Genomic DNA, 12074 nt, shown 5'->3' with positions numbered 1-12074 from the left:
AGATGCAACTCCTCGCCGATCTGCCGCGCGGGGCCGGACTGATCGCCTCCGCGCTCTATCTGGCCGCCTGGGGCGGCTACGGCATGGTGCTTTCCGGCCAGACGCTCGACGTCGTCAACGACACCACCTCCGAACTCGGCTTCCGCCTTGCCGAGGTGAACATCACGGGGCAGCGCGAGCTCCTGGAACAGGACGTGCTCGACACGCTGTCGATCCCGTCCGGCCAGTCGCTGTTCCTCTACGACGCGCAGGCCGCGCGGGTGCGGCTGGCAGCGGACCCGTGGGTTTCGGCCGTTTCGGTCATGAAGTTCTACCCGGACAAGCTCCGGGTGATCCTGGAGGAGCGGGTTCCGACCGCGCTCTGGCAGAAGACGCCGACCGACCAGGTCTCGATCATCGACGGCGCCGGCAAGGTGATCACCACCCAGCTGCAGCACCGCTTCCTCAGCCTGCCCCGGGTGATGGGCGAGGGGGCGGAGACGCGGGTGGCGGAGATCATGTCGATCCTCGACGACGTGCCGGACCTGAAGGCCCGCGTCCGGGCGTCGATGCTGGTTTCCGAGCGGCGCTGGGACCTCTTCCTCGACAATGGCGTCCAGGTGATGCTGCCGGCGGACGATCCGTCCGCGGCCGTCGCCGAGCTCGCGCGGCTGGAGGAGCAGAGCGGGTTCCTGGAGCGCGACATCACGGTGGTGGACTTGCGCCTCTCCGACCGGATGGTGGTGCGCCTTTCCGACACGGCGAAGGCCGCGCGGGACGAGCTCGTCAAGGCGCGCGAGAAAGCCCTCAAAGACCGCATGAGGGACGCATGACCCGCGACGGCGATCATCGCGTCCAACGCATGCGCCCGCTGCCGGGGCGCCGACCCGTCGTGGTCTCCGTGCTCGACGTGGGCACGTCCAAGATCTGCTGCGTGATCGCCCGGTTGATGCCGCGGCCGTCCGGCGACGTGCTGCCCGGGCGCACGCACGCCATCGAGGTGCTCGGCTTCGGCTTCCAGCGGTCGCGCGGGATCAAGGCCGGCGCGGTGGTCGACCTGGAGCAGGCGGAGAAGGCGATCCGGCTGGCGGTGGACAGCGCCGAGCGGATGGCCGGGCTGACGGTGGAATCGCTGATCGTCTCCGTTTCGTGCGGGCGACTCGGCAGCGAGACGTTCAGCGCCGGGTTCGACATGGCGGGCCGCGAGGTGAGCGATGCCGACATCCAGCGCGTGCTGGACGCCGGAAGCCAACACACGGTGAAGGACGGACGGGCGGTGGTCCACGCACTGCCGATCGGCTACGCGCTCGACGGCAACCGCGGGATCCGCGATCCGCGAGGCATGCTCGGTCAGCAGCTCGCGGTGGACACCCACGTTGTGACGGCGGACAGCGCGCCGATCCGGAACCTGGAGATCTGCATCAACCGGGCCCACCTGGAAGTGGAGACGATGGTCGCCACCGCCTACGGCTCGGGCTTGGCGACCCTGGTGGACGACGAGGCGCAGCTCGGCGTCGCATGCGTCGACATCGGCGGCGGGACGACCAAGATCGCGGTCTTCGCCGATGGGCATTTCGTGCATGTGGACGGCTTCGCGCTCGGCGGCCACCACGTGACGATGGACCTGGCGCGCGGGCTTTCCTGCCGGCTTGTCGACGCGGAGCGCATCAAGACGCTGCACGGCTCGGTGATCGGCGTCGACAGCGACGAGCGCGACATGATCACGGTGGAGCCGGTCGGCGACGACGACGTGCCGACCCACGTGCCGCGCTCCCACATCGTGCAGATCATCACGCCCCGCGTGGAGGAGATCCTGGAGGTCGTCCGTGACCGCCTGCACGCGTCCGGTTTCGCTGGCCGAGTCGGCCGGCGGATCGTTCTGACCGGCGGCGCGAGCCAGCTGACCGGCCTTGCCGAGCTTGCCCGCAAGGTGCTCGGCCGCAACGTTCGGCTCGGCCGCCCCGTCGGGGTGGCCGGGCTTCCGGAGGCGGCGCGGGGGGCGCCGTTCGCCACGGCGGTCGGTCTCCTGATCTATCCGCAGGTGGCGCAGATCGAACAGTTCTCGTCCCGCCGGCCACGATTGGCGCTCGCTGCGAATGGCGGGTTCGTGTCGCGTGTGGGGCAGTGGATCAGAGAGAGCTTCTGAAGCGGGCAGAAGCCCGGTGCAGTCGCTTGCCCGATGTGTGTAGGGCGGGTTTCCCGCTGAAGTGACCTTAGAGAATGCCGGTAAACCGGACCTGGATGACGAGGATGCCATGACGATTAACCTCAAGATGCCCGATCTGACGGAACTCAAGCCTCGCATCACCGTGTTCGGTGTCGGAGGCGCCGGCGGCAACGCCGTCAACAACATGATCCAGGCCGGGCTGCAGGGGGTCGAGTTCGTCGTGGCGAACACAGACGCCCAGGCGCTGACCTCGTCCCGCGCCGAGCGCATCGTCCAGATGGGCGTGGCGGTCACGGAAGGCCTCGGCGCCGGCTCGCAGCCGGAAGTCGGCCGGGCGGCGGCGGAGGAGGTGATCGACGAGATCAACGACCATCTCGCCGGATCGCACATGGTGTTCATCACCGCCGGCATGGGCGGCGGCACCGGCACCGGCGCTGCCCCCGTCATCGCACGGGCGGCCCGCGAGCATGGCATCCTCACGGTCGGCGTCGTCACCAAGCCCTTCCAGTTCGAGGGCATGCGCCGCATGAAGATCGCGGACTCCGGCATCACCGACCTGCAGAACAGCGTCGACACGCTGATCGTCATCCCGAACCAGAACCTGTTCCGGATCGCCAACGAGCGCACCACCTTCGCCGACGCCTTCGCGATGGCCGACCAGGTGCTCTATTCCGGCGTCGCCTGCATCACCGACCTGATGGTGAAGGAAGGCCTGATCAACCTCGACTTCGCCGACGTCCGCTCGATCATGCGCGGCATGGGCAAGGCGATGATGGGCACCGGCGAGGACAGCGGCGAGAAGCGCGCGCTGAAGGCCGCCGAGGCCGCGATCGCCAACCCGCTGCTCGACGAAGTCTCGATGAAGGGCGCCAAGGGCCTGCTGATCTCGATCTCGGGCGGCAAGGACCTGACCCTGTTCGAGGTGGACGAGGCGGCGACCCGCATCCGCGAGGAAGTGGATCCGGAAGCCAACATCATCCTCGGCGCGACCTTCGACGACACGCTGGAAGGCGTGATCCGCGTGTCGGTGGTGGCGACGGGCATCGACCAGGACGCCGCCGCCATCGCGGCGAGCAACGAGGCGCATATCGCCAACATCAACAACCGCGTCGCCTCGCGCCCGCAGTCGGTGACGACGTCGGCCGCCGTTGCCGCCGGCGAAGTGCGCAACCCCTACGCGCCGCGCCCGGCCGCCGCTGCTCCGGCGCCGGCCCCGGCTCCCGCGCCGGTCCAGCACGTCGTCCATGACGAGGTGGCAGCGATCGAGGAAGCGCTCGCGCTGCCACCGATCGAACTGCAGCAGTCGGTTCCGACGACGCAGGACCCTGCCGTCACGATCTCGCCCTACCAGCCGGCCGCCTACTCCGAACCGGAGGCCGCAGCCGAGCCGGAGCAGCGTGCTGCCCCGGTGGAGATGGTCGAGCCGGCACCGGCACCCTACGTGCCGCCCGCCGCCGAGCGTCCGATGATGGCGCAGCGCTCGCGGATCCCGCCGATCGAGGACTTCCCGCCGATGGTGCAGCGCGAGGTGCGGGGCGTTGCCCAGCCGCCGATGCACGAGGAGCACGAGGAGGAGCGCCGGCCGATGAGCCTGCTTCGCCGCCTCGCCAACGTCGGGCTCGGCCGTCGCGAGGACGAGCACCTGGATTCCGGCGTACGCCCGGCCCAGCCGGCGGCTCCGGCCCGGACCCAGCCGCAGCCGCAGGCTCCGCGGATGGCGCAGCCCGCCCCGCAGGCGCCGCGCCCGCCGCAGGCCGCTCCCGCCGCCGGCGAGTATGCCAAGCGTCCGGTCCAGCCGCAGCCGCAGGCCCGCGGCGCCGCGGGGCAGCTCGACCCGCAGGGCCGGCCGCAGCCGCAGCGCCTGAGCGAGGACGACCAGCTGGAGATCCCGGCCTTCCTGCGCCGCCAGAACTGACAAAAGCAGCCTAAAGGATTACTGACCCGCGGGAGCAATCCCGCGGGTTTTTCATGTCACCGCCGGGCGGTTGGGCCACGGGTGGACCGCAAGTTCTTCGACTACCCGGTCGCGACCCTGCGGGCGCGCTGATCAGCCCATCACGGCCCGCAGCGCAGCGACCGAGCCGACGCCGATGGCGACGACCGCGATCAGCGGCAGGCGGAAGGCGGCGAGGACAGTGATCAGGCCGGCGATCGCCTCGGCTGGTCCGGCGAGCACGGCGGGGGCAACCACCGCGGTGAGGACGGCCGGAGGCAGGGCGTCGAGCGCGACGCGGATGCGGCCGGTGCGGGGCAGGCGGTCGGCCAGGAACAGGCCGGAGATCCTGGTGAGATAGGTCGCGACGCCCATGGCGACGATTGCCAGGAGATTGATCGGGTCGATGCTCATGCGGCGGCTGCCTCTTCGGTGGGCTTGGCCGTGACGATGGCGACGGCGCAGCCGGCCAGCGCGCCCGCGAGCACGTACCAGGCGCCCGGCACCAGGAGGTGCACGACGACGGCGACGAGCGCGGAGGCGGCGATCACCGGGGCGGTGCGCCAGCCCTGCCAGAAACCGAGCGCGAGGGCGATGAAGATGGCCGGGAAGGCGAAATCCAGGCCGTAGCGCTCCGGCTCCTTCACGAACGATCCTACGACGGCGCCGAGCACGGTGAACAGTTGCCAGGCGGAGAACAGGAAAATGCCGGCGCCGAACCAGTAGGCCGGCGTGATCGGCCGGCGGAGCGCCCGCCGTTCGGCGACGGCCCAGACCTCGTCGGTCATGAAGTGGACCGCCGGATAGCGCCAGGCTCCGAAGTGCTCGATCTTGTGGGCGATCGAAGCGCCCATCAGGACATGCCGCAGGTTGATGAGAAAGGCGGCGAGCGCCAGCGTCAGGGCGGGGGCCGGGCTCGACCAGAGGCTTACCGCCAGGAACTGCGAGGCGCCGGCGAACACGATGGTGGACATCGCCAGGACTTCGGCGGGGCTCAAGCCCTTGGCGGCGGCCTGGCTGCCCATGATGAGCGCGAAGGGTATCATGGCGAAGACGGGCGGGAACACGTCGACCACGCCGTCGCGGATGTCGGAAACTACGGGGGAACGCATAGGGTTATCCGGATCGATTGGCCGGCAACCCTAGACGATTCCGGATCGGCTTCCACCCGGAAAGCGGCGCTATCCGATGTCGGCGCTCCGGCCGCGGACGACGCCCGCGGCGGCCATCGCCGCCCAGGCCTTTTCCAGCGAGCCGCCGAGGTCGATGGCGCGGCAGGCATCTTCGAGGACGGTCGCCTCCAGGCCGGCGGACCGGGCATCGAGCGCCGTCCAGCCGACGCAGTAGTCGGTGGCGAGGCCGACGACGAAGACGCGGCGGATGCCGCGCTCCTTCAGGTAGCCGGCCAGCCCGGTGTGGGTGGTGCGGTCCGCCTCGCGGAAGGCGGAGTAGCTGTCGACGGCGGGGTGGTAGCCCTTGCGGATGATCAGCTGGGCATGGGGAACGTCGAGGGCCGGGTGGAGCGCGGCGCCCGGCGTGCCCTGGACGCAGTGGTCGGGCCAGAGCACCTGGAGGCCGTAGGGCATCTCCGTCGTTTCGAAGGGCGCCTTGCCGGGGTGGGCGGAGGCGAAGGAGGCGTGGCCGGCCGGGTGCCAGTCCTGCGTCAGGACGACGTTGGCGAACCGCCGGGCCAGGGCGTTGATCACCGGCACGACGGCGTCTCCGTCGGCTACCGCGAGCGAGCCGCCGGGGCAGAAGTCGTTCTGGACGTCGACGACGATCAGGGCATCGGAAGCGGCAGGCGTGACGGTCATCAAAAGGCTCCGGTCGGAAGGGGCTGATCGGAGAGTGGCAAGGGGGACGGCGCGGGGCAAGGGGGATGAGGCAATCGGGCAGTCGGCAGTGAAGGGGGCCGTGGGCAGTGGGGCTAGGGGAGGCGCCGCGATCGGGCGAACGCGGCGCCGCTCTCCTCAGAGCTTGATGTCGAGCGCCTTGCCAGTGCCGGCCGGGGCCGCGGCGGAGACCGGCGCGGAGGACGGGGCAGGGGCGGGGGCCGTGTTCCTGGGGGCCGGCGCAGACTTCACCGCGCTGTGCGACCCGCAACTCGTGCAGCTTCCAACAGACATGTCCGGGACCTCCCTTGGCTGGACGGGATCATCCTGGGATCGTGCCCTTTGTGCATTGTTAAAATGCGAAGTGTTTTGCGAGGATCGGCCATCACGTTCGCGAGATCGGCGGGTGGCGCCGGCGGAGGCGGACAGGCGGATGCGGTCACGCGCGGGGAAACGCCGTGGTCTGGGAGGCACGTCGCACCGCCCGGAGGCGGGGTCTTGAACAGCGCCCCTGAAATGGGGCGTCGCGGGCGCGGCCAGGCCGCGCTGGGAGTGGAGTGGGATGCGGCCAGGCCGCGCCCGCGTACGGGTCTCACGGAGGACGCGCCACGGGTTACCAGCCCGCGTCGCTTCTTCGACGTGGTCCTCGGACCGACCACCCCCCGAACGACGTCGCCGCCGCGCGGAAAAAGGCCGTTCCTACCGGCTCAGTTCACCGTCCCGGTCGTAGTGCCGGGCGTGCCCACGAGTGCTCCGTCCCGGGGCCGATTCCAGGAGACCGGCCGCGGGCCCGCTCCCCCGCCCGCGCTTCGGTGCTGGATCCTCGGCACGCGCCCCGCGGCAGGGGACGGGAGGAGTATGGGGGAGGTTGGAGGGGCGGGGATAAGTGGGGGGAGGGGGGGTGGGGGGATGGGGGCGAACGAACGATGAGGTTCAGAAAGGCTGCTCCTGACCCGTAGCGGAACTTCGGCAGGTCCGGTATTGGGCAACTTGCCGGCTCAATCCGTCTGGTCGGAGTGAATAGAACTGCGCTAGTGCCTGAAGATTCTGAGACGGGCGCTGGCGCGCCCAAAAGCACCGTGCGACGTTTTGGGATCAAAGTTGACGGCGCTTTGAGCCTATCAGAGCAAAGGGAGATTTGACGCCCGGCAGGGGCGAAAGAATGGTTGCCGATGCCGCTGCCCAGGCGACCTCCAGTGCCGTCCGCGCGGGGGCCCATCGCCGTCCTACCGACCCTCGTTCGGTTAAGGTTGGCAGCGATATGCCTTCCGCGTAATGTTGATTCTCGAGGGATGAGCTCGCGATGAAACTCGAAGGCAAGGTATTCGAAGCACGTCTGGATGCGCCGTCGCAAGGCGACGAGCATATCGGCGCCCGCCTGCGCGAGATCCGCAAGTTGGCGGGAATAACGCAGGCCGACCTCGCCGCCCGGCTTAACATCGGCCAGGGCGCCCTGTCCCGCGTCGAGGGCCGCAAGGACATTCTAGTCTCGACTCTGCGCGATTATCTCGCCGCCCTCGGTGCCACCTTGCGGATTGACGCCCAGTTCAGCGACTCGGCTGCACTGGTGACCAGCATGCGCGAGGCGGCCTTCCAATTCGATCCTGTCGACGACAACCAGCTTCTTCTGCCAATCATCGGCGAGGCCACGTATCCACCGCGCCGGGACATTGTGTTTAGCATTAAGCCTGAATATTGCGATGCTATCATCGAGGGCCGTAAGACCATCGAGCTGCGCCGCCGATTTCCTGCGACCGCGCCATTTGGATCCAGGGCTTTCATCTACGCCACCAGCCCAATCCGCGCCCTGCTCGGTTTGGCCGAGATCGGCGAGGTGCACTGCCGCACGCCGCGCGACATCTGGGACAGCTTCTCTGATCGCGCCTGCATCGCGCGCGAGGACTTTGATCGTTATTTCGAGGGCGTTGACAGCGGCGTCGCCATTGAACTCAAGCATGCCCGCCGTCTGCGCCGCCCGCTCGACCTGAGCGAGTTGCGCGAGCGATTTAGTTTTGAGCCTCCGCAGTCCTACCTCTATGTGACGCCCAAGATGCGGGAAGCGCTGCATTATGAGTGCTCCGAAATACCTCATTGATACAAATGTCTTCATCGGCCTTGAGGATCACGCTGAGGTCGTGCCCGTCTTCGCCGCACTTCAACAGGAAGCAGCGCGGTATGGCGTCGGCATCTGCGTCCACGCGGCGTCCGTGGACGACATCCAACGCGACAAGGACGCCGCCCGCCGCCGCGTCTCGCTGAGTAAGATTCAGAAGTTCCCGGTCATTGCCAGAGTGATCGGTCTCGACAATGCGACCCTCGAAGCGCGCTATGGCGCGTTGCGCAGACCCAACGACATCGTCGACGCCACCCTGCTGCACGCCCTGGATATTGGGGTGGTAGACTTCCTGATCACTCAGGACCAGGGTCTGCACGACCGGGCGCTCCGAGCCTCGGCGGCCTTGGCCAGCCGAGTGCTGCACGTCGCCGACGCCGTCTCCCTGCTGCGCAGCACCTATGCAAGGGTTAACGTCAACCTCCCGGCGGTGCAGGAGGTCGACGCCCACACCATCCCCATCGACGACCCGATCTTCGCGACCTTGCGCGCCGATTATCCGCCGTTCGACGCTTGGTGGCGCGACAAGTGCGTCCGGCCGATGCGAAAGTGCTGGGTGGTGTTAGACGACAGCCGCATCGCCGGCCTTGTTGTGCGTAAGGACGAAGGGCCGGGTGACACCGACGCCCGCCTCCCGGGCGGCAAGATTCTCAAAGTCTGTACCTTTAAGGTTCGCCCCGAGAGCCGCGGGGTGAAACTTGGCGAGCTGCTGCTGAAGCAGGTGCTCTGGTATGCCCAGTCGAACAAGCACGACGTCGTTTATCTGACGACCTACTCCAGCCAGACAACCCTGATCGGGCTTCTCGAATACTATGGCTTCGCCCACACCTACGACAAACCCAACGGTGAGCGGGTTTATGAGAAGGCCCTGCCGCGCGGGCGGCTGGAGGTTGCCGACGGCGGATCGCTGTTTGACCTCGCTCGGCGGAACTACCCGCGGTTCGCCGCTGGCGCGGGTGTCGAGGCGTACGCGATTCCGATCAAGGAAGAATTCCACCGGGTGCTGTTCCCGGAGTTGTTCGAACAGCCACAGATGAATCTGTTCCCGACCTCGGCCGACGTAGGTCTTCACCGGCCGGGCAACACCATCCGCAAGGTCTACCTCTGCCGGGCCCAGGCTTGGATCGCGCAGCCCGGCGCTCTGCTATTCTTCTATAAGGGTAAAGCGGTGCTGCCGCCGTCGCAGGCGATCACCACCGTCGGCGTATTCGAGGAGATGACTCTGGCGCGTTCGACCGAGGACTTGCGGCGACTAGCCGGGGGTCGGTCGGTCTATACCGACGCCCAGTTGACGGGCATGGACGCCTCCGCCGAGCGGCCGGTAAAGGTCATCAACTTCCTCCTCGCCGGGCATTTCGAGCCGCCGGTCGGACTGGCAGCGCTCAAGCGCGACAAGGTGTTCGCCGGACACCCGCCGCAGTCAATCACGCACCTTGAGCCCGACCAGTTGGCGTCGCTACTCAAACAGGTCGATCTAGGGTTCGCGGTGTGACGCGCCGGGTAGCATTGCTTGGCCTCTCGGGGGTTGGTAAGTCGACGCTCATCGACCGAGTAGCAGTATACACACCGCTACTCCACCTACCGGCCAGCAGCCTGATCAAGGCTGAGCAGCAACATCGTACCCAAGCGCCCGACACCTCTGGGGCCCTAGGCACCGGACCAGTGATCGACAGCAGGCCTTATGATCGCTGCCTTCGAACGGCTGACCCGGACGACCACCCTGCCGGTCGTGTTTGACGGGTAAAGTCTCATAGACAGCCGCAATGGCCTGATCGAAATCCCCAGCACGGTGTTCGCCGCCCTGAGCCTAGACGCCATCGCCTTCCTGGCCGCCGATCCCGCCGTGATCTTCGAGCGGCGTCGTCCCGACGCCGGACGCGAACGCCCGGCTCGAGACGTGGCAATCATCGCACATCACCAGAGTCTCGCCGAGATCGCCGCGCGGCAGATCGCCGATACGATGGAAAGACAGTCTTCCTACAAATGTCCGTGTTCCGACCTGAACCAAATGTCCGCTTCTGGCGCGTTTCGGAACTCCAGCTCCGGCGGCTCCGCATCCGTAGCGGCCATGTCGGCCTGTCGAGCCGGCGCGATCATAAGATCCGTTCCCCCTCGGAACGTCAGGACATCACCGTCCGAGCAACAGGTCCTGCCACCGCTTGTGCCGCTCCGGATCCAGGAGCTCGTTCTCGGCCAGGAGTTCCTCGATGGGGCCGATTTCGTCCGGAACATAGGGGACCAGCGTTTTGCCTTGTCCTCTCGTCCGCTCGATCGCGTCCGCCAGCAGGCCGCCGGAGGCATCGAGCGCGGCCTGGAGCGATGCGGCCGTCGTGCCGAGATGCTCCGCGACCAGTCCGTTGCGGACGCGGGTGATCGCCTCGGAGACGGCACCCGGGTCGGCTTGGCCGGCGGCGTCGATCGCGACGTCGCATTCGGAGTCGAAGCCGAGCGAGCGGTTGTTGAGGTTCGAGGATCCGATCCGCAGGAAGCGGTCGTCGACGATCATGACCTTGGCGTGGACGTAGATCGCAACGCCGTTGGCGGTCACCGGCGTGTAGATGTGGAACCGGCCCCAGCGGTCGGCCTCCCGGACGAGGCCGAGCAGCCGGGCCCGGGCCGTGTCCATCGTCTTCGCCTCGATCAGTCCGTCCGCGGAGCGGGGGTTCACGACGACCACTTCCGGCCCGTCCGGTTCCCGCAGCCGCGCAGCGATCGCCTCCGCGATGCGGCGGGAGGCGAAGTACTGGCTCTCGAAATAGATCGTGTGCCGGGCACCGGCGATACCGTCGAGGTAGAGCTGCTCGATCTCCCTGACCTCCGGCTGATCGGCATGGGCCGGCAGCGTTCTGGCGATGGCGACGTCGACGTCGGTCATCAGAGGCTCGATGGCGGCGGGCCAGATGGGTCGCGCACCGGACGGGATGGGCAGGTGCTCTCCGGTCGCCGCATGCCAGCGGTCCCGCGCGAGGTCTCCGAGCAAGCGGGCGACAGGGCCGTCGAGCACGGACGTGGCGTCGTGCCAGGGACCGTAGAGCTTTCCGCTCGGCCGCCTGCGACGCACGTCACGGTCGAGATGCTGGGGGGTGTCCCAGCGGTCCGCCGTCATGTCTATACCGCCACAGAAGGCGAGAACGTCGTCGATCACGACGATCTTCTGGTGATGCGCGGATCCGGTGGGGTGCGCCCCATCCAGCTTGAACCGGATGTTCGAGGCGGTCATCAGGTCGAGAAGCCGGAAGGGCATCGTTCCGCGGAACAGCCCGTTGAATGCGCTGAGATCCCATCGGAGAACGTAGATCTGGAGCTCCGGGCGGCGTTTGGCGATCCAGCGGAGGAACCGCCCGAGCTTGTTGGGCCCCTCCTGATGCGGTTCCGGGACCTCCAGTTTGATCCGCGTGTCGAAGTCCCAGCCGATGAGACAGACGGATTCACGGGCCTGGAGGATCGCGTCCTTGACGGCAGGGAAATAGTCACCGGCATCGACAATGACGCCGAAGCGGTTCGCGCGGGCGACCTTCCAACAGTTTGAGCCTCGCCGGATGATGCTCTGCATGAATTTGACCCCATCCCTCATACGAATAGCGAAGCCGACGCGCGATCGAACCCCGGAGCCAGGCGCTGAGGCGGTCTGCGAGCGTCGCGCTCGCGCAGGCAGCGGACAGATTGCCGACCGATGCGATACCGATCTGGACGGAAGACCGGGACCGCGCGGGACCGGCTGCACGGGCGAGAGTCTTGCCGCCTTCCGGTGTTCCACGCTCGGCCACCGCCCGCAACCGCGGCCGCCGCGCGGAGACCGCGGCGAGCTCAGACATGGCGAATTCGCCGTCGATCACAATGGGGGCCATGGTCCATCCAAGCGCGGGCAGACACAGTTGAACCCACTTGGCATCCAGTCCGTTCCGCAGCGGGAGATCGGCCGCGTCTCGGCACGCTCCAACGCCAAACGAGAGATCCGGAACCGCAGACAGCGGCTCAGGACGACAGGGGAACCACCGGGGTCACTTGGGGCTGAGACGGCTGGCGACACTCTCGCGGCCCGGCTGACAA

9 protein-coding genes are annotated in these 12074 nt (G+C 67.8%); 5 read left to right on the top strand and 4 right to left on the bottom strand.

What is annotated here, in order from left to right:
- Window positions 1-2: 2 nt before the first annotated feature.
- From HZ321_RS11790 to ftsZ, 3 genes are all read left to right on the top strand, one after another.
- Window positions 3-812, top strand: a complete 810-nt coding sequence (locus tag HZ321_RS11790; RefSeq protein ID WP_181702536.1) for a cell division protein FtsQ/DivIB — start codon at window positions 3-5, stop codon at window positions 810-812.
- Window positions 809-2125: a cell division protein FtsA gene (gene ftsA, locus HZ321_RS11785; protein WP_181702535.1), complete on the top strand. Its 1317-nt coding sequence runs from the start codon at window positions 809-811 to the stop codon at window positions 2123-2125. The genes HZ321_RS11790 and ftsA overlap by 4 nt, the downstream gene beginning before the upstream one ends.
- 109 nt (window positions 2126-2234) lie before the next feature.
- Window positions 2235-4061, top strand: a complete 1827-nt coding sequence (gene ftsZ / locus HZ321_RS11780; protein ID WP_181702534.1) for a cell division protein FtsZ — start codon at window positions 2235-2237, stop codon at window positions 4059-4061.
- Between the two features lie 132 nt (window positions 4062-4193).
- Here ftsZ and HZ321_RS11775 read toward each other — a convergent pair whose 3' ends face one another.
- The 3 genes from HZ321_RS11775 to pncA all read right to left on the bottom strand — a co-directional run bounded on the left by HZ321_RS11775 (window position 4194) and on the right by pncA (window position 5893).
- On the bottom strand, window positions 4194-4493 hold the full coding sequence (locus HZ321_RS11775; protein ID WP_181702533.1) for an AzlD family protein: 300 nt from the start codon (window positions 4491-4493) through the stop codon (window positions 4194-4196).
- Window positions 4490-5191 (bottom strand): AzlC family ABC transporter permease, encoded by a 702-nt coding sequence (locus HZ321_RS11770; protein ID WP_181702532.1) that lies wholly within the window; start codon window positions 5189-5191, stop codon window positions 4490-4492. Before HZ321_RS11770 ends, HZ321_RS11775 begins: the two co-directional genes overlap by 4 nt.
- 69 nt (window positions 5192-5260) lie before the next feature.
- A complete protein-coding gene (gene pncA, locus HZ321_RS11765) occupies window positions 5261-5893 on the bottom strand; it encodes a bifunctional nicotinamidase/pyrazinamidase (RefSeq protein ID WP_181702531.1) in 633 nt (210 codons plus the stop codon).
- A 1321-nt stretch (window positions 5894-7214) separates the two neighbouring features.
- Between pncA and HZ321_RS11760 the strand changes: the two genes are divergently transcribed.
- Together HZ321_RS11760 and HZ321_RS11755 are read left to right on the top strand one after the other, a co-directional pair.
- Window positions 7215-8006, top strand: coding sequence for a helix-turn-helix domain-containing protein (locus HZ321_RS11760; protein ID WP_181702530.1), 792 nt, complete (start codon window positions 7215-7217; stop codon window positions 8004-8006).
- The gene (locus tag HZ321_RS11755; RefSeq protein WP_181702529.1) at window positions 7981-9516 is read left to right on the top strand and encodes a GNAT family N-acetyltransferase; all 1536 of its coding nucleotides are present in this window, start codon (window positions 7981-7983) and stop codon (window positions 9514-9516) included. The genes HZ321_RS11760 and HZ321_RS11755 overlap by 26 nt, the downstream gene beginning before the upstream one ends.
- Window positions 9517-10152: 636 nt before the next feature.
- On the opposite strand, the gene HZ321_RS11750 is transcribed toward HZ321_RS11755, so the two are convergent.
- Window positions 10153-11577, bottom strand: coding sequence for a phospholipase D-like domain-containing protein (locus tag HZ321_RS11750; RefSeq protein WP_181702528.1), 1425 nt, complete (start codon window positions 11575-11577; stop codon window positions 10153-10155).
- Window positions 11578-12074 lie beyond the last annotated feature (497 nt).

This window comes from Chthonobacter albigriseus (assembly GCF_013839445.1).
Lineage (GTDB): Bacteria > Pseudomonadota > Alphaproteobacteria > Rhizobiales > Pleomorphomonadaceae > Chthonobacter > Chthonobacter albigriseus.
This window is presented reverse-complemented; position numbering and strand designations above follow the sequence as displayed.

What these genes read in the sequence shown, in the direction of transcription:
- HZ321_RS11790 (WP_181702536.1), top strand. Translation starts at nt 3, where the DNA reads ATGCAACTCCTCGCCGATCTGCCGCGCGGGGCCGGACTGATCGCCTCC.
- ftsA (WP_181702535.1), top strand. Translation starts at nt 809, where the DNA reads ATGACCCGCGACGGCGATCATCGCGTCCAACGCATGCGCCCGCTGCCG.
- ftsZ (WP_181702534.1), top strand. Translation starts at nt 2,235, where the DNA reads ATGACGATTAACCTCAAGATGCCCGATCTGACGGAACTCAAGCCTCGC.
- HZ321_RS11775 (WP_181702533.1), bottom strand. Translation starts at nt 4,493, where the DNA reads ATGAGCATCGACCCGATCAATCTCCTGGCAATCGTCGCCATGGGCGTC.
- HZ321_RS11770 (WP_181702532.1), bottom strand. Translation starts at nt 5,191, where the DNA reads ATGCGTTCCCCCGTAGTTTCCGACATCCGCGACGGCGTGGTCGACGTG.
- pncA (WP_181702531.1), bottom strand. Translation starts at nt 5,893, where the DNA reads ATGACCGTCACGCCTGCCGCTTCCGATGCCCTGATCGTCGTCGACGTC.
- HZ321_RS11760 (WP_181702530.1), top strand. Translation starts at nt 7,215, where the DNA reads ATGAAACTCGAAGGCAAGGTATTCGAAGCACGTCTGGATGCGCCGTCG.
- HZ321_RS11755 (WP_181702529.1), top strand. Translation starts at nt 7,981, where the DNA reads ATGAGTGCTCCGAAATACCTCATTGATACAAATGTCTTCATCGGCCTT.
- HZ321_RS11750 (WP_181702528.1), bottom strand. Translation starts at nt 11,577, where the DNA reads ATGCAGAGCATCATCCGGCGAGGCTCAAACTGTTGGAAGGTCGCCCGC.